Origin of the sequence: Arthrobacter sp. ZGTC131, from assembly GCF_002929275.1 — a bacterium.
Classification (GTDB): domain Bacteria; phylum Actinomycetota; class Actinomycetes; order Actinomycetales; family Micrococcaceae; genus Arthrobacter.
Genome location: NZ_PJIK01000017.1, coordinates 1 through 20,429 on the forward strand (window position 1 = coordinate 1; position 20,429 = coordinate 20,429).

Annotated in this window: 15 protein-coding genes; 6 read left to right on the forward strand and 9 right to left on the reverse strand. The window is 66.7% G+C overall.

The genetic code is table 11. The annotated features are described in order from the left end of the window. Positions 1–286 precede the first annotated feature (286 nt). From CXQ90_RS18025 to CXQ90_RS18035, 3 genes are all read right to left on the reverse strand, one after another. Complete coding sequence (locus tag CXQ90_RS18025) at positions 287–1,645, reverse strand: ABC transporter substrate-binding protein (protein WP_104140734.1); 1,359 nt, start codon at positions 1,643–1,645, stop codon at positions 287–289. 313 nt (positions 1,646–1,958) lie between these two features. After that, complete coding sequence (locus CXQ90_RS18030) at positions 1,959–2,927, reverse strand: carbohydrate ABC transporter permease (RefSeq protein ID WP_104140735.1); 969 nt, start codon at positions 2,925–2,927, stop codon at positions 1,959–1,961. Continuing rightward, the gene (locus CXQ90_RS18035; RefSeq protein ID WP_104140736.1) at positions 2,920–3,864 is read right to left on the reverse strand and encodes a carbohydrate ABC transporter permease; all 945 of its coding nucleotides are present in this window, start codon (positions 3,862–3,864) and stop codon (positions 2,920–2,922) included. Before CXQ90_RS18035 ends, CXQ90_RS18030 begins: the two co-directional genes overlap by 8 nt. Before the next feature lie 404 nt (positions 3,865–4,268). On the opposite strand from CXQ90_RS18035, the gene CXQ90_RS18040 reads away from it, so the two are divergent. Genes CXQ90_RS18040 through CXQ90_RS18050 form a run of 3 tightly spaced genes read left to right on the forward strand, consistent with a single transcriptional unit; the run spans position 4,269 to position 9,048 of the window. Then, on the forward strand, positions 4,269–5,597 hold the full coding sequence (locus CXQ90_RS18040) for an acetylesterase (protein WP_308470561.1): 1,329 nt from the start codon (positions 4,269–4,271) through the stop codon (positions 5,595–5,597). A 2-nt stretch (positions 5,598–5,599) separates the two neighbouring features. Continuing rightward, on the forward strand, positions 5,600–7,897 hold the full coding sequence (locus CXQ90_RS18045) for a DUF6807 family protein (protein ID WP_104140737.1): 2,298 nt from the start codon (positions 5,600–5,602) through the stop codon (positions 7,895–7,897). Beyond that, positions 7,894–9,048: a Xaa-Pro peptidase family protein gene (locus tag CXQ90_RS18050; RefSeq protein WP_258064589.1), complete on the forward strand. Its 1,155-nt coding sequence runs from the start codon at positions 7,894–7,896 to the stop codon at positions 9,046–9,048. Before CXQ90_RS18045 ends, CXQ90_RS18050 begins: the two co-directional genes overlap by 4 nt. A 186-nt stretch (positions 9,049–9,234) precedes the next feature. Here the strand turns inward: CXQ90_RS18050 and CXQ90_RS18055 are convergent, their stop codons facing one another. The 4 genes from CXQ90_RS18055 to CXQ90_RS18070 are packed head-to-tail and all read right to left on the reverse strand — an operon-like array spanning position 9,235 to position 13,786. Then, positions 9,235–10,365, reverse strand: coding sequence for a mandelate racemase/muconate lactonizing enzyme family protein (locus CXQ90_RS18055; RefSeq protein WP_258064590.1), 1,131 nt, complete (start codon positions 10,363–10,365; stop codon positions 9,235–9,237). A gap of 41 nt (positions 10,366–10,406) precedes the next feature. After that, positions 10,407–11,312 carry a 5-dehydro-4-deoxyglucarate dehydratase gene (locus CXQ90_RS18060; RefSeq protein ID WP_104140738.1) on the reverse strand — a complete coding sequence of 302 codons (906 nt, stop codon included), beginning with the start codon at positions 11,310–11,312 and terminating at the stop codon, positions 10,407–10,409. Beyond that, a complete protein-coding gene (locus tag CXQ90_RS18065; protein WP_104140739.1) occupies positions 11,309–12,316 on the reverse strand; it encodes an NAD(P)-dependent oxidoreductase in 1,008 nt (335 codons plus the stop codon). Before CXQ90_RS18065 ends, CXQ90_RS18060 begins: the two co-directional genes overlap by 4 nt. A 36-nt stretch (positions 12,317–12,352) precedes the next feature. Further along, entirely contained in the window at positions 12,353–13,786 is a 1,434-nt protein-coding gene (locus CXQ90_RS18070) for a Gfo/Idh/MocA family protein (protein ID WP_104140740.1), read from the reverse strand. A gap of 180 nt (positions 13,787–13,966) precedes the next feature. Between CXQ90_RS18070 and CXQ90_RS18075 the strand changes: the two genes are divergently transcribed. Then, positions 13,967–15,004 carry a LacI family DNA-binding transcriptional regulator gene (locus CXQ90_RS18075; protein ID WP_104140741.1) on the forward strand — a complete coding sequence of 346 codons (1,038 nt, stop codon included), beginning with the start codon at positions 13,967–13,969 and terminating at the stop codon, positions 15,002–15,004. A 12-nt stretch (positions 15,005–15,016) separates the two neighbouring features. Here the strand turns inward: CXQ90_RS18075 and CXQ90_RS18080 are convergent, their stop codons facing one another. Beyond that, the gene (locus CXQ90_RS18080) at positions 15,017–15,607 is read right to left on the reverse strand and encodes a TetR/AcrR family transcriptional regulator (protein ID WP_104140742.1); all 591 of its coding nucleotides are present in this window, start codon (positions 15,605–15,607) and stop codon (positions 15,017–15,019) included. A gap of 175 nt (positions 15,608–15,782) precedes the next feature. Here CXQ90_RS18080 and CXQ90_RS18085 point away from each other — a divergent pair, with 175 nt between their 5' ends. Beyond that, positions 15,783–17,072, forward strand: a complete 1,290-nt coding sequence (locus tag CXQ90_RS18085; protein ID WP_104140807.1) for an MFS transporter — start codon at positions 15,783–15,785, stop codon at positions 17,070–17,072. After that, a complete protein-coding gene (locus tag CXQ90_RS18090; RefSeq protein WP_104140743.1) occupies positions 17,073–19,571 on the forward strand; it encodes a beta-glucosidase in 2,499 nt (832 codons plus the stop codon). It begins immediately after the preceding gene. 77 nt (positions 19,572–19,648) lie between these two features. Here CXQ90_RS18090 and CXQ90_RS18095 read toward each other — a convergent pair whose 3' ends face one another. Beyond that, positions 19,649–20,341 (reverse strand): FadR/GntR family transcriptional regulator, encoded by a 693-nt coding sequence (locus CXQ90_RS18095; RefSeq protein WP_104140808.1) that lies wholly within the window; start codon positions 20,339–20,341, stop codon positions 19,649–19,651. Positions 20,342–20,429 lie beyond the last annotated feature (88 nt).

Below are 20,429 nucleotides of genomic sequence, written 5' to 3' on the forward strand. Positions count from 1 at the left end.
CACAAAGAACAATGGACCATCCACATGCGATCAGGCATCCCCTGGTTCATCCCGCCACCCCACATCGACCCCCGCCAAAGACCCCGGAGAAGCCACCAACTCCGAAACTGAGAACCACCAGGCCCGCGAAACGCAGCATGGGCCGCGCCTGCGTCCATGCGGAACCAGAAGAACTGATCAGCGCCCCAACGCAGAGATGCCCCAACCGGATGCCGGATCCGGTTGGGGCAAATTCTGAGCGGGACAGCTCTGCTGCCTGCGCTGCATCGGGACGGCGCGCTACTCGCTAGCTGCTGATTGCAGACTTCATTTCGTCCACGGCCTTCTGGCCGGCTTCCTCCGGCGAGAGCCTGTCGAAGAGGACCTCGGAAGTGTAGCGCTTGATGATTTCCTGGATGGCGCCGGCACCCTTCGGTGGCGGAGCGGGGGCTTCACCGAGTTCGCCCTTGATCTGGTCGATAAAGCCCACCACCTTGATGTCCGCCGGAGTCAGCTTCGCGGAGATGGCCTCGCGCACATCGGAGTTCGGTGCCACGCCACGGTCGGCAAGCAGGGCTTCGCCGGCCTTGACGTTGTTCGCCAGGAAGTTGATGAACTTGGCCGTCTCCTCGGGGTGCTTGGTGCGGGACGACGCCGACCAGAACTGTGACGCTTTGTACCAAAGCTTGGTGTCTGCGGAATCCCCCGTCTTGGACGGCATCCGGAGGATCTTCAGGTCGCTGCCGGCGGCCTTCTCCAGTGCGGGCAATTGATTGGACCACCAGAAAGCCATGCCGTTCTTGCCTGTCGCCAGGCCGCTCTGGTCCAGCGGTGCCGCCTCAGCCTCCACCACTTCAGAGGCCGAAGGCACCGCCTTCTTCGCGCTTAGTTCCTTGAGCAAAGTCCACCAGGATGCAATGTCTCCCGACTCGAATCCGAGCTTGCCGTCTTCGGTGTAGAGCGACTTTCCGTCTTGACGGAGCCACACGCCAAGGGAGGCCTCATCGGTGCCATAGGCTGCCGCCCCGTAGGTGCCCTTGGGAGACTTCGAGGTGACCTCGGCCGCGATGCGCCCGAAGTCCTCCCACGTCCAGGTGGAATCGTCCGGCAGGGCTACTCCGGCCGCTTTGAAGACGGCCGGGTTGGCGAGGATCGTGGCCGCGTTGATGCCGGCCGCGACGCCGGTCAGGCCTTTGCTTCCCTTGCCCGCGTTGAGTGCTGCCTCATCGAATTTCGCGGTGTCGATGTCGTATTTGGAGAGATCGAGCAGAGCGCCGCGGGTCGAGTATTCCGTGATGAACTTTTCGTCCATCTGGATGATGTCCGGAGCGTCGTTCGCGGCCACCTGGGTGGCGAGCTTGTCCCAATATCCGCTCCAGTCGCCGAACTCAGGCTTGATCTTGATGTTCGGGTTCTCCGCTTCGAAGGCGGCGATTGCGTCCTGGGTCAGCTGCGCCCGCTTGTCGCCTCCCCACCACGAGAACCGGAGCTCTACCTTGCCGTCGGCGCTTGTAGGGGCGGCTCCCCCTCCGCAGGCGCTGAGGGCGAGCACGACGGCGGCCGCTGCGGCCACCGCGCCGGATCGGCGGAACCTCCGCGCAGGCTTCGTGGATCTTGCTTCGGCCGCGCCGGGACTGGCGGCTTTGGATTGGCGGGAAAAAGGCACTGTATTCTCCGATCTTCTTTGATCTTGAAAGCTGACTGAGCTGATATCTGAATATGGTGAAAGCTGGGTGCTGGTCGAATCAGATGAAACGCGTGGCCCTGGATACCAGACCGGCTGCCTGCGAAGGCTGGGAAAGCGCTTTCTGATAACCGAGCATACAAGTTAGCTACTTGTAGTACAAGGTACTTTTCCGGCATATATCGCGATTTGATTTCGGCGTCACTTGTCGCCTCACGAACTGCCGACAGGGCAGCGTGCGGCCGAGGCAGAGCGAGGCATCGGGACCGGATCGGCAGCCCCCCAAGACCTGGCTTTACTTAATTCCGGTGGTAGCGATCCCCTTGATGAGGAACCGCTGGCCGAACAGGAACACCAGGAACACCGGCAGCAGCGACACTATGGACATCGCGAAGAGCGAGCCCCAACTCGTGGCGGACTGTGAGTCCACGAACGCCCGCAGGGCAACCGGCACGGTGAACATCTCCGGATCCGTCAGGTAGATCAATGCGCCGAAGAAGTCGTTCCATGTCCAGATGAACGTGAAGATGGTTGTGGTGGCGAGCGCCGGAACCATCAGGGGCAGGATGACTCGCAGGAAGATGCGGGGATGGCCGGCGCCGTCGATCCGCGCGGCCTCATCCAGTTCCGTGGGAATACCGCGGATGAACTGCACCATGAGGAAAACGAAGAACGCGTCCGTTGCCAGCAGTTTGGGCACAATGAGCGGCCAGAACGTGTTCACCCAGCCGATCTGCGAGAAGAGGATGTACTGCGGCACGATGATCACGTGGAACGGAAGCATGATGGTCAGCAGCATGATGCCGAAGAACAGTTTCTTGCCGCTGAACTGCAGCCGGGCGAATGCATAGGCGGCCATGGAGCAGGAGATCAGGTTGCCCAGGATGGAACCGATCACCACCACCGCCGAATTGAGCATGTAGTGCCCGAACGGGTGGGTCAGCGCCGACCATCCGTCGGTGTAGTTACCCATCTCCAGGCTGTTCAGCCAGAGACCGGGTTCGCGGAAAATCAGCTCGTTGGGCCGCAGCGATGAAACCACCATCCACAGCAACGGGTAGATCATGATGCCGCCGGCGATGATCAGTACGGCATGCTTCGCCATGGCTTTGAGGCGCGCGCTGCGGCTGAAGGCCAGCGTGCCGCGGGATTCGCGCTTCCGGCCGCCGCCCTTGGGGCTCCCGACTCGAAATTTCGCACCCCTTGATTTACCGCCCGAGGACGGCGCTTTCTCCGGAGCTGGCAAGGTCTGTAGTTCAGTCATCGTAGAACACCCAATACTTTGAAGCGATGAAGTTGATGGCCGTAAATGCGCCGATGATTACCAGCAGGAACCAGGCCATCGCCGAGGCATAACCCATCTCGAACTGGCCGAACCCCTTCTGATACAGGTAGAGCGTGAAGAACATGGTGGAGTCGGACGGCCCGCCGTTGCCTCCCGAGACGATGAACGCCTGGGTGAAGGACTGGAAGGAGCCGATGATCTGCAGGACCAGGTTGAAGAAGATGATCGGGCTCAGCATCGGCAACGTGATCCGCCAGAACTTCTGGAGCGTGGTGGCCCCGTCCACCTCGGCCGCTTCGTAGTACATGTTGGGAATCTGGCGAAGGCCCGCAAGGAAGATGATCATGGGGCTGCCGAAGGTCCAGACGTGGAGCAGGATGATGGAACCGAGCGAGGTGGACGGGTCCGAGATCCAGCCCGGCCCGGTGATCCCGAACATGGCCAGCACTTGGTTCACAAGGCCGGAGGTTCCGAAGATCTGCTTCCAGAGGATAGCGACGGCGACGGAGCCGCCAAGCAGGGACGGCAAGTAGAAGATGGACCGATAGAACGGCAGGCCGCGGAGGCCCTTGTCCAGCACCAGTGCAATGAGGAGTGCCACCGCAAGCTGCAGGGGAACGCCGACCAGTACATAGGTGAAGGTCACGCGCAGGGAATTGTGGAGCCGTGCGTCGCCAAGCATGCGGGTGAAGTTATCCAAGCCGGTCCATTCCGGCGGCTGCAGCAGGTTGTAGTCCGTAAAGGACAGGTAGAGGGACATGATCATGGGGCCTACAGTGATCGCCACGAGGCCGATCAGCCACGGCAACAGGAAGATGTAGGCCGCCTTGTTGTCACGACGGTTAGCGCGTTTTTCCTCGGCAGTCGCCGGCCCTTTTCGCCGGCTCATGGAGGACAGTTCGCTGATAGCGCTCATTGCCTCCCCCTCGGTGGGCGGACGCCTGCCGGCGTCCCGCAGTGATGCTGTGCGGCCATGTGGTCTCCTTTGGTCATCGTGGCCTTCCACGGCGTGCTGGGTGAAGTGCTTTGCCGTCCCCGGGGGCGCCGAAGAGTTCCGGCACCGCCCGCCTTTATGGCTTCCGGAGTGACCGGGCCAACAGCGGCTTTGTACCAAAGTAAACGCTTTCTTGACCGCTGTACACCCTTTTGCTAATTTTTAGGAAAGCGTTTTCCAAAATCAGTCCAACTCCGGATCAGAGCAGCTGCGAGAGGCAGGACACCCATGTTTGCACCCGTCAGGCCGAGCCGATGAATTCGGGTCGGATAGATGACGCGCCACGGCCGAGCGCCATTGGCGGCTATGAGAACTGGCCTGCTTACATGCATTCCCGCCCGCGGCATAGGGCAGAGTCCGCGCCCGCGCAGGAGCTGGCGGACGCCCTCGGTGTGCCTGCCGTTCCGGAGGCTCCGCATGCTGTGCTTGAGTCGGCGGAAACGCACGACGGCGTTACTACTTCCCGGGTCAGCTGGCAGTTGGGCTTCGGCCCCCGCACCCGCGCCTGGTTCCTGCGTCCCGCCGGCGTGCCCGGCCCGCTGCCGGGAGTCCTGGCACTCCACTGCCACGCCGGCATCAAGTCGGGCGGCGCCGAACGCCTGCTGCCTGCGGTTACTGTCCACGGGACCGCTGCTTCCGGGACGGCTGTCCCCGGGATGATGTCCGCGGACACCGCTGCGGGCAGCGCGCACACGGAATTCCAGCGGCGGCTCTACGGCGGCAGACCGTCCGCCGCTTGGCTAGCGTCACAGGGCTTCGCCGTCCTGGCCCACGACACTTTCTCCTGGGGTAGCCGCCGCTTTGACCTCGGCACGCCCCCTCGGCGCACGTCCGCCATCATCGAGGGCCGCAAGGCACTATGGCGGGAGGCCGGCGTCGTGCCGTCCGAAGCGGAGCAGTACGACGCCGCGGCGGCGGCGCACGAGGACACTGTTGCGAAAGCGGCCGGCCTGCTGGGCACGAGCTTCGCCGGAATGGTGGCGCACGATGACCTCGCGGCCCTCCACGTCCTTGCGGGTCTTCCCGGCGTGGATGCCGGCAGGCTGGGCACCATCGGCTTCTCCGGCGGAGGCGGCCGGTCCCTCATGCTGGCCGCGCTCAGCCCGCTGGTCCGCACGTGCGTAGTGTCGTGCATGATGACCACCTACCGCTCGCTGTTTCCCGCGTACCTGGACGCGCACTCGTGGCTGCTGCAGACCCCGGGGCTGTCGCGGCTGGGCGAATTTCCGGAGCTGGCGGGACGATCGACCGCGGACCGCATCCTGGTCCAGTACGCGCTGTCCGATGAACTGTTCCCGGAGGACGGGATGCGCGACGCCGATGCGATGCTGCGCGCACAGCTTTCGTCCGGCCGCTACACCGGTAGCTTCTGGCCGGGAGGGCACGCCTTCAGCACCGTTATGCAGGACGAAGCCGCCAGCTTCCTGGCCGAGTCGCTGTTCGGCACACCGTCGGATGCGTCCGCACTGTCCCAGCCGCGCCTCAGCGCGGATGACCTTGCCGGTTCCCTGTCAGCATCCCTGGCCGGCTCCCTGTCAGCATCCCTGGCCGGCTCCGTGTTCGCTTCCGGGTCAGGCTCCTTGGCCGCGAGCGCCGCCTCCCTGTCCGCGGGCGCCGCCCCGGTTCCTTCTCCGCCAGCAAGTCAGGACGGTTAGACATGACCCGCACCTCCCCCGACGCTTCGGCGCCCACATCCATTCGTCCGGGCACCCCGGCCGCGCCGACCTCCACCCCGGACATACTGGCTTCCGGTCCGGACACTCCGGCACCAGCCGGTCCCGCGGCGCCACCGCGGACCGCCCTCGTGGGCGCCCACGGCTACGGTGCGCGGCATCTGGAGAACCTTGCCCGGCTCGCCGCGCTCAACCTGGTTGACCTCGTGGCCGTCGCGGATCCCCGTCCTCCGGCCGAGGGCACGCTGGCCGCAGGCGTTCCCATATTCGCATCATTGGCGGAACTCCTCGCCTCCGGACCGGCGCCGGACGTGGTCATCCTGGCCACGCCCATCCAGACGCATGCCCCGCTGGCGCTGGCTGCCCTCGCTGCGGGTTCCGACGTCTATGTGGAGAAACCACCAATGGCCTCCTTGGCCCAGTTCAACGCCGTGCTCTCCGCAGCAGAAGAGGCCGGCCGCCTTGTCCAGGTTGGCTTCCAGAGCCTAGGTTCGCATGCGTTGCCCGCCCTGGACCGGCTGGTGGCCGACGGCGAAATCGGCGACATCCGGGGCGTCAGCGCCGTTGGCACCTGGGTGCGCGCCACCGGCTACTTCAAACGCTCCCGCTGGGCGGGCAAGCGGAGCCTGGACGGCACGGACGTGGTGGACGGTGTTGCCACCAACGCCCTGGCTCATGCGGTGGCCACAGGGCTGAGAATCGCAGGCGCGGCCAGTACGGCCGACGTCGCGTCCGTGGAGACCGATCTCTACCATGCGCACGCGACCGAAAGTGACGACACGTCCGTGATCCGGGTCCGGACCGCCACCGGAACGGTCCTGCTGTGCGCCCTGACGCTGTGCGCCGACGAACAGACCGCACCGTCGGTGACCATCCACGGCACCAAGGGTCAGGCCGAATTCTTTTACACCGAAGACCGGCTGACGGTTTCAACGCCCGACGGCGAGCGCACGGAGACCTTCAGCCGAACGGACCTGCTGGAGGACCTGCTGGAGGCCCGCCGTTCCGGTGGCCCCGGCGCTCCGCTGCTGAGCCCGCTGGCTGGCACTGGGGCATTCATGCGTGTGCTGGAGGCCATCCGGACAGCGGAACCTCCCCGCGGCATCGGCCCTGAGCATGTCACATGGAAAGGCGACGGCGACGACGCCCATCCCGTCGTCCACGGCATCGGCCAGCTGGTTCGCAGGGCCGCGGAAGCCCAAGCAACCTTCGCCGAGCTCGGCACGCCCTGGGCCCGGGAGCTGCCAGAGTCAGCAGTGGCAAATCCGCAGCTCCCGTTCACTGTGAAGGGCAAAGTGGTGGCGCGGCCGGCCGACGGTACGAAGATCAGGCCCACGTCGTCTCCCCGCCCCTACCTCCATCCCGTCAGCACCCTGGCCGGCACCACGGTGACCGACCACCTGCCTGAGGATCACGTGTGGCACCTGGGCGTGGGCGTTGCCATCCAGGACGTGGACGGCGTCAACTTCTGGGGCGGGCGCACCTACACCCGCGACGCCGGAGCCTACGTCTGGCGCAAGGACCACGGCCGGATCGTCACCCTAGCGGTGGACGCCGCAGAAGGGCCGGAAGGCGAAGGGGAGGCGGAAGGCGCAGGGGAGGCGGAAGGCGCAGTAGCCCCGGAAGGCGCAGAATTGGCGGAAGATGCAGGGGCGGTTACCGGCACAGCCACGGCGTCGGCGGCAGCACAAGGCGAGTGTTCGCGCACCGAAACCCTCAGCTGGCTGGCCGCGGACGGTTCGCCCCTCCTCAGCGAACGGCGGACGTGGAGCTGGGCCGCCGTCGGATCCTCCAGTTGGCGCCTGACGCTCGACTTCGAGCTCACTCCGGCCGGAACTGATCCGGTCACTCTGGGCAGTCCCGGTTCCAACGGCCGGCCGCAGGGCGGCTACGGCGGCTTCTTCTGGCGCCTGCCGGCAGTCGAGGATGCCAAGGTGTGGACGGCGAACGCGGAAGGTGAAGACGCCGTGCACGGCGCACTGCCCTCTCCCGAGGCTCCTTGGCTGGCCTGGTCCGGCATTTTCCGGAAGGGAGAGCCCGACGGCGGTCCCGCCACCATGGTGTTCCTGCCCACGGCGGCCGGGACGAGACAGCCGCACGATCCGTGGTTTGTCCGCGTGGCTGGGTACCCCGGCGTCGGACTGTCCCTGGCATGGGAACACGCGGCGACGGCCACCCGCGACAACCCGCTTCACCGAACCGTCATGGTGCTGGTGGCCGACGGCCTCCTGTCCACCTTGGACGTCGAACGGCTCATCACAACTTTGGGGGAATCTGCATGAACTCGACCGTGAACACCACCATGACGGCGACAGCCGGGCAGGTACCGGACGGCGAGGGGAACCAGGCCGACCCGGAGAACATTGCCAAGCCGGGGAACAAGGCCGACCGCGCAATCAAGCGGCAACGCGTGCTGGACATTCTGGCCGAGTCCGGCCGTGATTCCCTGCTGCTCACCACCAACACCGCGCTGACCTGGTACCTGGACGGGAGCCGGGTCCACATCAGCCTCGCCGGAGATCCCATCGCGGCGATGCTGGTGGACCGCGACGGCGACCACCTCGTCACGTTCAACAACGAGGCGGCCCGGATCGCCGCAGAGGAACTGCCCGACGGCGTCGCGCTCCACTCGGTGCCCTGGCACGGCCAGCTGCATGCCGCGGCGGCCATGCTGTCGCCCGGCGGCAACCCGCTGGCCGAGGCCGAGGTTGCTGCCGAGCTGAGGGCCGCCCGGCAGCAATTCCTTCCCGGCGAAAGCGCCCGGTACGCCCGGCTCTGCGAAGAAACTGCCGCCTCTTTGACCGATGTCCTGTCTGAGGCGACGCCCGAAACCACGGAGTTTGGCGTCGCCTCCGCCTTGGCTGCGCGGATTGTGGCCATGGGAGCCGAACCGCTGGTGCTCCTCTGCAACGGGGCCGGCCGCGGCGAGTTCAGGCATCCGCTGCCTACGCACTCCCCGCTCGGGCGGCGGGCCATGGCCGTGGTCTGCGCGCGGCGGAACGGACTGGTGGCCAATGTGACCCGCTGGGTCAGGTTCGACGCAGGGACGCCCGCGGAGCTCGACGCCGAATCACGCATCGCCGCGGTAGAGGCCGAGATCTTTGATGCGACCGTTCCAGGAGCCCAACTCAACGGCGTCTTCGCCGAAATTCGGGAAGCCTACGGCCGGCATGGATTCGGAGCCGCACAGTGGACCCTTCACCACCAAGGCGGTCCGGCGGGATATGCAGGCCGGGATCCCCGCGCCACTCCTGCCGCCGACGACACTGTGGTCCTCAATCAGCCCTTTACGTGGAACCCCTCGGGCCCAGGGGTGAAGATCGAGGATACGGTGCAGCTGACGGAGTCCGGCATCGCCGTCCTGAGCGTCGATCCCCGCTGGCCTACGGCCCCGGTGAACGGGATCCAGCGTCCGCTGACCTTGCAGCTATGACCCTCGTGCTGCGCGGCTGCGCTGTGCCAATGCCCTGCGTGGCTGAAATGCTGCCCTGTGCGGCTGCGCTGCGCAAATGCGCTTCGCAACCGTGCGGCTGAAACGCTGTGCAGTGACGGCGTGGGCGCCAGCTCCCGCCGTCACTGCACAGGGCAGTACAGGCCCAGCTTCCCGGGCTTGGATGGTCTAAAGAACGGGTGCGGGCTGCTGGAAATCAAATCCCAGCCCCTCCCGGGCAACGAGCGTGAGCCGGCTGTTGCGGACCTGCACGGGGGAGGCCCCGTCCAGCACGCCAAGCTGCTCAAAGGAGGCGTCCTCGACGTCCTCCACCAGGGTGGGCTCGGCCATGGTCAACGCAAGCTGGCCGGAGAGTTCCGGCAACAGGTGCGGCATGACCCTGATGCTGTGGGCCCGGGCCAGCTCCACGATACGGCGGAACGGGGTAATGCCGCCCACGCGAATGATGTTGGGCTGGATGATGTCCACCGCCTCCGCCTCGATGAAGTCGCGGAACCGGTAGATGTTGTGCAGGTTCTCGCCGAGCGCGATGGGCACCGGTGAATGCTTCCGCAGCCGGCGGTAGGCCCAGAGGTCATCCGCCCGCAAAGGCTCCTCCAGCCATTCCAGTCCGAACTCCCCCAGCACCTCCAGGGCCCGGAACGTGGCGGGCAGGTCCCAGCGCTGGTTGGCGTCGACCATGAGCTTCCGGCCCGGCCCCAGGACGGTCCGGACGGCGGCCACGCGCTCCGCGTCCTCCCGGATATCCGGTTTGCCCACCTTGATCTTGACGGCGCTGTGGCCGGCTGCAACCCACCGTTCCACCTGCGCCACGAGCTCTTCGAGCGAGTAGTGCAGGTTCACGCCCGAACCGTACACCCCCACGGAATCCTGCCGCTGCCCCAGAAGCCCGGTCACGGAGGTTCCGGCGCGACGGGCCTGCAGGTCCCACAGCGCAAGGTCCACCCCCGCCATGGCGATGGTGGTGAGTCCTCCGCCGCCGGCTTCGTGCAGCCGCTTCCACAGCTGGTCCCACACTCCCTCCGGGTTGGCTTCGAGCCCCGTGATGAAGGGCGCGACGTCGAAGTCCAGTAGGGCTTTGACGGCCTGCGGACCGATGGTGGGCGTCCAGGAGAAACCGTGCCCCGTACCGCCGTCGTCCGTCCGTATTTCGGTGACGATCACATGGTTCTCCGGCGCCTCCTCGCCCCAGCTCCGCAAAAGCGGGATGGTGAGATGGCGGGTGGAGAGTCCGGTGATCCGGGGCAGCGCCCGCACGCCCGCTGGCACTGGCGCTTCAGCCGCTGGCGCTTCTGCCACGGGCGCTGCCGCAACCAGCCCCTCTGCAACTGGCGAACCCATCAGCGGCCGGCCAGCTCGTAGCCCTTGGCCAGGATGGACTTGAGCTGGACCAACTGTTCTTCGGTGGGGTCCACGAGCGGCGCACGGACCGGGCCTACTGGAAGGCCGCCCAGGCGCAGCCCTGCCTTGATGAGGGAGACGCCAAACCCGGGAGTCTGGTCGCGCAGCCGGACCAGCGGCGCGTAGAAGCCTTCCAGCAGGGCATGCCGCCGCTCCTCGTCACCGGAGGTGTAGGCGTCGTAGTAGGCGTTGGCGATTTCCGGGGCCATGGCGAACGCCGCCGACGAGTAGAGCGGGATGCCCAGGCCTCGGTAGGCGCCCTGGGTGAGTTCGGCGGTGAGCAGGCCGTTGAACAGCAGGAAGTCCTCGCGTCCGCTGGCGGCGATGGCAGTGACGATCTCCTGCGCCAGCCCGACATCGCCCAGGCCGTCCTTGAAGCCGATCACCTTCGGGTTCGCGGCCAAACGTGCCATCGCGGCCGCCGTGTACGTGGCGTTCCCGCGGTGGTAGACGATCACCGGCAGGTTGCTGGCCGCGGCCACGGCCTCGATGTATGCCACCAGGCCGTCGGTGGGGCCGGTCACCAGGTACGGCGGCAGGACCAGCAGGGCGTCCGCACCGGCTTCTTCGGCCACCCGGGCGGCGGCGAGCGCGTGGCCCAGCGGTCCGCCGGCACCGGCAACCACCGGCACCTGGCCAGCAACGGCTTCGACGGCGGCAGTCACCACGGTGCGCACCTCGTCAATGCTCAGCGCATGGAATTCGCCGGTTCCGCAGGCGGGGAAGACGCCGCCCGGGCCGTGAGCCAGGCGGGACGTGATGTGCTCCTTGAGGACTTCCACGTCCACGGCCCCCTCCGGTGTGAAGGGTGTGACGGGAAAGAACAGTACGCCGTCGAATTTCATGGGGTCTCCTTGGATCCGGTTCCGGCCGCGACCAGCGCGGCGGAGTTCTCATCGTTGAGGGGCTGTGCATGAAGGGGCTGTGCATGAAGGGGCGATGCACCTTTTGGCTCGGCAAGCTCGGTCCGCCAGCTGCGCCGGGGCTCCCAGCCGAGGAGCTCGCGGGCCTTGGCGATTGAAAATGCCGGGCTGGTGCCCGTGAGTCCGGCGGCAAGGTGCGAGCTGCCGGGCAGGAACTGCGGCATCAGCTCGGAGAGCGGCGAGGTGGCCAGCGCGTCGGCGGCTCCCACGAAGAAGGTCTGGCCGTTGGGGATGGTGTCCATCTTTGCCAGCAGCAGGTCCAGGAAGTCCGCCACGTCCCGCGCGTCCACATAGTTGAAGAGGGCCGGCGCGGACAGCGCCGGATCGGCCAGGCGTTCGCGGAGCGTGTGGCCCTGCTGGGTCGGGGCTCCCGCCCATTCCTCCGGGGAGATGACATAGCAGGGCCGGAAAGCCGCGTACCGGATAGAGTCCCCCTGGGCGGCGGCAAACATCTGGACGGTCTGCTCGGCGATGAGCTTGGACAGCGCATAGGCGTTCCACGGCCGAGGGGTGGTCGCTTCGTCCACCGGAAAGCTGTCCGGCAGCCAGCCCGCAGGCGAGCCGTATCCCATGACGGTGGGGCTGCTCGCCGTGATGATCTTGCCAATGCGCAGTTCCGTTGCCGCGCTGATGACGGCGTAAGCAAGCCTGGTGTTGGTGCTGAAAATGACGTCTTCCGGCTCGCTAAACGGCACGGCGATCGCCGCAAGGTGGACGACGGCGTCGGGCGTTGTCTCCCGAAGGAGGCGCAAGGGCTCCCCCGGCTCCAGGAGGTCGCCCGTGCGCTGCTCGACGCCGTCGGGCAGTTGGGCGGCCGGCACGGCGTCCCGGTCCACCGAGATGACATGGTGGCCTGCGGCCGCGAGGCCGGCAACAACGCTGCGCCCCAGCCGGCCGGAACCGCCGGTGACAAAAATCCTGCTCATTAGTATGGGTCCTTACTCAGGGTTTGTTGGCGCAGGTCACTGGCCGCGGCGAAGGTCGACGCCGAGCCCCAGGTCCGCGGTGCGGACAGGCAGCCCGGATTCCAGCGACTTGTTGCCCGCGATACCGACGGACACGGAGCGGAGTCCGTCGAGGTATCCGGAGGGGCGTCCCAGGGGGTCCTCGCCGGGGCCGTTGAACAGATCGGACAGGAGGAGTTCGTCGCCGCCGCCGTGGCCGCCTTCGCCGTTGATGATGGGCACCTCGTAGGCGGGCTCCCAGTGCCGCTGGACCACCAGGCGTTCGCCGTTGCGCCGGACCTGGTCGTCCTCCTCCACGGGCGTGGCACTCGGATCGACCACCGTCTTCTTGTCGGTGCTGTGGTGGACCGCGGCGCGCTCCACCACTTCCAGCTCCGCCCGCCCCTCGGTTCCGTTCACGGCCACCCGATAGCCCTCCCACGGGCTGTGCGCGTTGAGCGAGTAGCTCAGGACCGGACCGCCCTGGTAGTCCACCACCAGGGCCAGGTTGTCCTCGATGGTGATGCCGGTGGTGAAGACGTCCTGGTCGCGGCGGTAACCGTCAAAGTGCTCGTTGTCGTAGTACAGCGCGCGCAGGCGTTCGTCCTCGCGCAGGTCCAGGACGAAGGGGTCCTGGACCCCTGCTCCGGTAGCTGCATCCGTGCCTGCGTCCGGAGTGCCGCGCTCGGGCCGGGCACCGAGGCCGCGCTCGGCCGCGTTCTTGTCCCCGTAGAACCTCAGGCCGCCTGAAGCGAACACCCGCTCCGGAACGTCGTCGATCCACCAGTTGACGAGGTCGAAGTGGTGGGAGGACTTGTGGATCAGCAGGCCTCCGGAGTTCGCCTTCTCGCGGTGCCAGCGGCGGAAATAGTCGGCGCCGTGCACGGTGTCCAGGACCCAGCTGAAGTCGATGGAAGTGACCTTGCCGATCACGCCGCTCTGGATGATCTCCTTGAGGGCGCTGTTGCGCGGCGAGTAGCGGTAGTTGAACGTGACCACCACGCTGCGCCCGGTCCGTGCCACGGCATCGGTAATCCGCAGGCACCCTTCGGCGTTGATGGTCAGCGGCTTCTCCACCACGACGTCGGCGCCGGCTTCGAGCCCTTCCACAATGTAGTCCGCGTGCGTGTAGTCGGGCGTCGTGACCACCACCCGCTCAATGCCGTTCTCCTTGATGAATGCAGTCAGCTGCCCCGGGTCGAAGGATTCCACCGGCTGGGTCCCGCCGAGTTCCTGAATGAGCTTCTGGTAGAACTCCACGCGGCCCGGGTTGACGTCGGACAGGCCTACCAGCTCGGCCGCACCGGCATGCCGGCCGTAGATGGCCCGGATGTACATTTCGGAACGTCCCCCTGTGCCGATCAGGGCGATCCGCGCCCGGCGGACCGCTTTAGGGGCGGTGTCGACGTCGACACTGCTGCCGGGGGTGGCGGTGCTGGCTGTGTTGCCCATGCGGTAAATCCCTTTCGGAAGGCAGGAACGCTGGCCGCTTGACGGCCCGGAACGGTGCGGGAAGAATAGTGAGAAAGCGTTTTCTCACCGCGTTATAAGCTTTGTATCAATACTCTGGCAGCCGCGTCAACCAGTGCCCCGAACGGGGCGGAGGCCGGAGACAGCCCGGAAAGGGGCAGCATGGGCAGGAGAGCCACCACGCGGCGCATCGGCATCGCCGACGTCGCACTCAAGGCCGGAGTTTCGCATGCCACGGTGTCGCGGGTCATGAACGGCAACTTCACCGTGGACCCCGCCATCGCCGAGCGGGTGAAGGCTGCAGCCACCGAACTGAACTACCAGCCGAACCCTGTGGGCCGCAGCCTGGCCCTGGGTAAGACGGACACCATCGGGATTGTGGTGCCGGACCTCTCCAACCCCACTTTCCAGGCCATCCTTCGCGGGCTCAGCATGGCAGCGGCTCAGGACGGCTACCGGGTACTGATTGCCGACTCTTCGGAGGTCTCCAGCGAGGAGGCCATCCTCGCCGGCGAGGCGCGGCGCCGGTGCGACGGCCTGGTGCTGTGCGCCCCGCGCATGAGCGACGCCGAACTGGAAGAGCTGGCGCCGTCCCTGCACCCGATGGTGCTGATCAACCGCAGCACCATGGACACGAAGGCGCCCAGCCTCATGGTGGACTATGGACAGGGCATCCAGGAACTCGCGGAACACCTCGTGGGCCTTGGCCACACGCAGCTCGCCTTCCTGGCCGGTCCCGAGCGGAGCGCCTCGAACGGGCTGCGCCTGCAGGGGTTGGATAAGTTCAAGGCGGCACACCCGGAGATCGATCTCCGGATGCTCGACGCCGGCTCGAGCTTCGAGGCGGGTCACGAGTCGGTGGATTCAGTCCTGGCCAGCGGGGCCACCGGCGTCATGGCCTTCAACGACCTCGTGGCCATGGGCCTGCTGAGCGGCCTCCACGAGCGCGGCGTCCGGGTCCCCGAGGACATTTCCGTGACCGGCTTCGATGACATCCCCTTTTCGCGCTACACCACCCCCACGCTCAGCACGGCCGCCGTTCCCATCAATGAGCTCGGCCAGCAGGCGTGGCACCGGATGCGGGATTTGATCCGGAACGTGTCCCCCGACGCCGGCAACGAAGGACCCACCATATTCCTGCCGCGGCTGGAAGTCCGCGGCAGCACGGGCCCGGTAAGAGCGGAGCGCCGCGCCGGGTAGGCGCCGCGCAGGCTAGCCCGCCGGCGGAGCCAGGAGGACGTCGACGAGCTGCGTCAAGCCATCCGCCATGTCCACAGTCTTGTCATAGAGCCACTGCAGCTGCAGACCGTCGAACGCCGCCACCACCAGCCGGGCGAGCATTGTGGCGGACACGTCCGTGCGCACTTCGCCGGCGTCCTGGCGCCGGGTGATGTCTTGGGCAAGCTCCTCCACCACTTGGGCATAGCGCTCCTGGAAATAGGGGTGGGAATCATGCCCCGGGTCATTTGCGGTGGCTGATGCCACGGCATATAGGGTGGTGAGCCCCGGTTCCCGGCGGTTCCGCTCGGCGATCGGCGCCAACAGCCGGAGGCCCACTGCCTCCTCATCACTAACGGCCAGGCCGCGCCGGTCCCGCTCGGCAAGGACCGCCGTCAGCAGTTCCTGCTTGCCCCGGAAGTAGTGGAACAGTGTTGCTTCCTTCACGCCGACCAACTCGGCAACCCGCTTAAGCGCCGTGCCCTCGAATCCTTCCGTGGCAAAAACATCAGTGGCCGTCTGGATTATCTGTTCGCGGCGCTCCGCCCCTTTTGCGTAAGGGCCGCGGGTCTTGGTCGGTGACATTGAGTCAGTGTATTTCACTTGTTTCTTTGAAAATCTAGTCAGACTTGGTTTTTGTCGCTACCATCATTGTCAGGACCCAACGGAGGGTCACTTTTCGTCAGGAGGCAATGTGGCCATCAAGACCATTCCCCAGGATTCCGCTGCTTCTCCGGCCAGCGGATCTCCGTACAGCAGTATGAGCACTACTTCAACGAGCGCCGAGCCAGTCAGCACGGCGTCGGGCGCAGCGGTTCAGGCGACGCCCCAGGCGGCGCCGGCCAAAGCACCCCGTGCCTATGTCATCGGCATGCCCATCGCGAGCGCAGGCCTGTGGATGGCTGTGCTGGCGCCGGCCCTCGTGGTGCTGGCCATCAAGGTTTCGGAGATCACCACACCGGACACGCGGGCCGGGGCACTGAGCCTCGTGGCCGGCGTCGGCGCCATGGTGGCCCTGCTCGCCAACCCGTTCTTTGGCAGGCTCAGCGACCGCACCACGTCACGGTTCGGCATGCGCAAGCCCTGGATCGTCGGTGGCTCTCTCGTGGGGCTGGCGTCGCTCTTCCTCCTGGGTTCGGGCACCGACGTCGCCACCGTACTGGTTGCCTGGGTGGTCGCGCAGCTCGGTTTCAACGCGGCACTGGCCGCCCTCGTGGCAACACTCCCCGACCAGGCCGCTCCGGCGGAGCGCGGTCGGCTCTCCGGGCTGATCGGCATGACCCTGCCCGTGGGCCTGGTCGCCGCTGCATTCTTCGCGCAGCTCTTCGACAACGCGCTGCAGATGGCCGTGGTCCCCGGTGTAGTGGGAACCGCAGTGGCTATTGCCTTTGCCTTCACCTTCAAGGACCGGGTCCTGACGGAAAAGCCTGCCCCGCTGAACCTTAAAGAAATCCTGGGTTCGTTCTACTTCAACCCCCGCACCTATCCCGGACTTGGCTGGGCCTGGCTCACTAAATTCATGGTCTACATCGGCTACTGCGCAGGCCTGCTCTACCTGCCCTACTTCTTCACGGACCACCTTCACGTTGCAGAAACTGACGTCACCAGCCTGGTGTTCCAGGCCACCCTGGTCAGCTCCGCGGGCACTGTGGCCACGAGCCTCGCCGGCGGCTGGATCAGCGACCGCATCGGCAAGCGCAAAGGCATGGTCATCGCTTCGGCGCTGATCATGATGGTGGGCCTCATCGTGATTGCAACCAGCAGCACCACCGACCAGGTCCTCGTAGGCCAGGCGATCGCCGGGCTCGGCCTCGGCTGCTTCGGCGCCGTGGACGTCGCCCTCATCGCAGACCTGCTGCCGGGCAGCCAGTCAGAGAACGCCAAGACCTTCGGCGTCTTCAACATCGCCCAGGCACTGCCCCAGTCCTTGGTGCCTGCCGTTGCCTTCCCGGTCATCGCCTTCGGCGGTTACCCCGCACTTTTCCTCGGCGGCGCAGCCGTCGGCATCATCGGCGCCGTCCTCGTCATCCGTATCAAAGGAGTCAACTAAATGAACCCCGTACTGTCACCGGCCGTGTCTGCCCCGGCTCCGGATTCCCCGGACGCCGAGGCACGGATCCGCGAGCTTGCCCAAAGCCTTACCCTCGACCAGCAGGTTCAGCTGCTGACCGGCGCGGACGTCTGGGCCACGCATTCCATTCCTGAGATCGGGCTTAGGCGCGTGGTGATGTCGGACGGACCGTCCGGCGTCCGCGGCGAAGACTTCGACGAGCGCCACGACTCAATCTCCCTGCCGTCGTCGTCCGCCCTGTCCGCCACCTGGAGCATCGAAACGGCGCGCCGTTACGGCCAGGTGCTGGGCCAGGAGGCACGCCGCAAGGGCGTGCACGCCGTCCTTGGCCCCACCATCAACCTGCACCGTTCCCCGCTGGGCGGCCGCCACTTCGAATGCATGAGCGAGGACCCGCGGCTCACGGCAACCATGGCCGCCGGGTACGTCTCCGGCGTGCAGTCCATGGGCGTCGGCGCCACGCCCAAGCACTACCTGGCCAACGAGGCCGAGACAGACCGGTTCACCGCGGACTCCGTGGTGGCCGAACGTCCCCTGCGCGAGCTTTACCTGGCGGCCTTCGAGGACGCCATTACGGAGGCCCGCGCGTGGCTGGTGATGAGCTCCTACAACTCCATCAACGGCACCACGGCCAGTGAAAATAAGCTGCTCGAAACCCCGCTGTCCACGGAATGGGGCTTTGACGGCGTGGTGGTTTCGGACTGGACCGGCGTCCGGTCCGTGGATGCGGCCAACGCACACCAGGACCTCGAAATGCCCGGCCCCGTAGGCCACTGGGGACCCAAGCTGCTGGCCGCGGTGAACGACGGCCGGGTCAGCCGGGACGCCATCCTCGAGAAGGTCACCCGCATCCTGCGGCTGGCAGCCCGCGTGGGTTCTCTCGAGGGTTTCACGCCCGCCGTGACGGAACTTCCCGCCCAGTTGAACGGTGCCGCCGTCGCCCGTGAAGTGGCTGTCCGCGGTGCTGTGCTGGTCCGGAACGAAGGCGGTCTCCTGCCGTTGGACGCCACCAGGCTCAGCAGCGTAGCGGTGATCGGCCACAACGCCGAGGAAGCCCGCACGCAGGGCGGCGGCAGCGCCACCGTCATGCCCAAGTACACCGTCTCACCGCTGGAAGGGCTCCGGAAGGCACTGCCCGCCGACGTCGGCGTCGCTTATGTCCGCGGCGCCAAGGTGGCAGAGGGGCTGCAGGCGTTCCCCCGCAACTCGCTCCGCAACCCATTGTCCGGAGTTCCCGGGATCCGGGTCACGTTCCTCGCCGGGGACGGCTCGGAAATTTCCGGTGAGGACCGGCTTGCCTCGCACCTGATCTGGTTCGGCGTGGGCATCCCCGAGGGCGCCGCATCCATCCGGATGCAGGCCGACTGGACTGCCGAAACGGCGGGCGTCCACCACCTGGGCGTCGGTACGGTGGGGCAGATCCGGCTCGCCCTCGACGGCGACGAGGTGTTCAACAGCGAGCTTGAGGACGACACAGACGTCCTCGGCGCCGCCCTGTTCGATCCGCCCAAGACCGTCCACGCCATTGAAACCACGGCCGGCCAGAGCGTGCGCATCGAGGCCGAGTACCAGCTGCCGACGCAGCAGGTCATTCCTTTCACGGCCATTCTCCTGGGTGAGGAAGCGGTGGTCACGGACCCGCAGGCCGAGATCGACGCCGCCGTCGAAGCCGCACGGGCTGCCGATGTGGCAGTGGTCGTGGTGGGTACCAACGCCGCCATCGAATCCGAAGGATTCGACCGCAAGGACCTGGACCTGCCCGGGCACCAGAACCAGCTCGTCGAGGCCGTTGCGGCAGCCAATCCGCGCACTGTCGTGGTGGTGAACTCCGGGTCGCCGGTGCTGATGCCGTGGCTGGACAGGGTCGGCGCCGTACTCCTGGGCTGGTTCGGCGGCCAGGAGTTCGGAGCTGCCGTTGCCGACATCCTGCTCGGCAACGAAGAACCGGGCGGACGCCTGCCCACCACCTGGCCCGCAGCACTCGAGGACGTGCCCGTTCTCAACACCACGCCCATTGACGGCAAGGTGGTCTACACCGAGGGCATCCATGTGGGCTACCGTGCCTGGCTCAAGCAGCAGGCCGGCGGGGGCGCCGCGCCGCTGCTGCCGTTCGGCTTCGGCCTGGGCTACACGACGTTCGAACTCGGCGGGGCCCACGCGCCGCAGTCGGTTCCCGCCGGCCAGGACGTCGTGGTGCACGTTCCCGTCCGGAACACCGGGACGCGCACGGGCCGCGAAGTGGTGCAGGTCTACGTTTCCCGTGAGGACTCCGCCGTGGAGCGGCCGGTCCGCTGGCTGGCGGGCTTCGCCGGAACTCACCTGGCACCGGGCGGCACGGACACGGTTGAGGTGAGGATCCCGGCCCGCGCCTTTGGTCATTACGACGGCGGATGGCAGGTCGAGCGCGGATCCTTCCGGCTGCTGGTGGGACGCCACGCGGCGGACGATTTCCAGGCGCTGGAGATCGAGGTCCGTTAGCACTCCCAACCCAACTGGCTCGCAGTTGTGGTCGTTTTGACGGCTCACAACGACAACTGCGAGCCGGTTAGGGGCGGTCAGTTGTGTGCGTGCCCCAGCCCGGCCTCTTGGTAGTAGCCCTTGATGTGGGCGGCCACCAGCTCGGCCGCACGGCCGCCGTCGTCATTCTTGATGGCGGCTAGGATTTCCCGGTGCTCCGCCCGCAGGCGCTCCGCCGTGGCCTCCCAGTCCGGCAGGTTGTCGGTCAGCTTCTCCGCATAGCCCTGAATGGCCTCGCGGAGGGAACCCATCATGGCGCTGACCACGGCGTTGCCCGCGGCGTCGGCCACAGCCAGGTGGAAGCGGACGTCAAGGGCGAGGAAATCATCCACGCCCGGGTCCGCGTCCATCTCGTCCAGCAATGCGGCCGCGAGGTCGAGCTCCGGCGCTCCGGGATTTGCGCGTGCCGCAGCCCAGGATTCGAGCAGCACCCGGGTTTCCACGATGTCCGCCACCGGCAGGTGCTGTGTGGCCACGTGCAGCCGCAGCGCCGAGCCGAGCGCCGCCGTCGGGTCGGAAATCACCACGGTGCCGGCATCAGGGCCGGAACCGACGCCGGCGCGCACCACCCCCATGGCCTCCAGGACCCGGATGGCCTCGCGGACTGACGTGCGGGAGACGCCGAGCTGTTCGGCCAGGCTCCGTTCGGCGGGCAGGCGCCCGCCCACCGTCAGCCGTCCGCCCGAGAGCTGGTCCTCGATCCAGTGCAGGACAAGTTGGTGCGTGCGCATGTGCCAATGGTACTTGATGTGGTTGGACCACATGGCCTACAGTGTGGTTAGACCACAGCCCGCAGCTGCCCGCTGACTGACGTCCCGG

Coding starts and splice junctions, on each gene's coding strand:
- CXQ90_RS18095 (WP_104140808.1), bottom strand. CDS start 20,341: ATGCGCACGCACCAACTTGTCCTGCACTGGATCGAGGACCAGCTCTCG.
- CXQ90_RS18060 (WP_104140738.1), bottom strand. CDS start 11,312: ATGAAATTCGACGGCGTACTGTTCTTTCCCGTCACACCCTTCACACCG.
- CXQ90_RS18045 (WP_104140737.1), top strand. CDS start 5,600: ATGACCCGCACCTCCCCCGACGCTTCGGCGCCCACATCCATTCGTCCG.
- CXQ90_RS18030 (WP_104140735.1), bottom strand. CDS start 2,927: ATGACTGAACTACAGACCTTGCCAGCTCCGGAGAAAGCGCCGTCCTCG.
- CXQ90_RS18035 (WP_104140736.1), bottom strand. CDS start 3,864: ATGAGCGCTATCAGCGAACTGTCCTCCATGAGCCGGCGAAAAGGGCCG.
- CXQ90_RS18075 (WP_104140741.1), top strand. CDS start 13,967: ATGGGCAGGAGAGCCACCACGCGGCGCATCGGCATCGCCGACGTCGCA.
- CXQ90_RS18065 (WP_104140739.1), bottom strand. CDS start 12,316: ATGAGCAGGATTTTTGTCACCGGCGGTTCCGGCCGGCTGGGGCGCAGC.
- CXQ90_RS18080 (WP_104140742.1), bottom strand. CDS start 15,607: ATGTCACCGACCAAGACCCGCGGCCCTTACGCAAAAGGGGCGGAGCGC.
- CXQ90_RS18070 (WP_104140740.1), bottom strand. CDS start 13,786: ATGGGCAACACAGCCAGCACCGCCACCCCCGGCAGCAGTGTCGACGTC.
- CXQ90_RS18040 (WP_308470561.1), top strand. CDS start 4,269: ATGCATTCCCGCCCGCGGCATAGGGCAGAGTCCGCGCCCGCGCAGGAG.
- CXQ90_RS18085 (WP_104140807.1), top strand. CDS start 15,783: ATGAGCACTACTTCAACGAGCGCCGAGCCAGTCAGCACGGCGTCGGGC.
- CXQ90_RS18050 (WP_258064589.1), top strand. CDS start 7,894: ATGAACTCGACCGTGAACACCACCATGACGGCGACAGCCGGGCAGGTA.
- CXQ90_RS18090 (WP_104140743.1), top strand. CDS start 17,073: ATGAACCCCGTACTGTCACCGGCCGTGTCTGCCCCGGCTCCGGATTCC.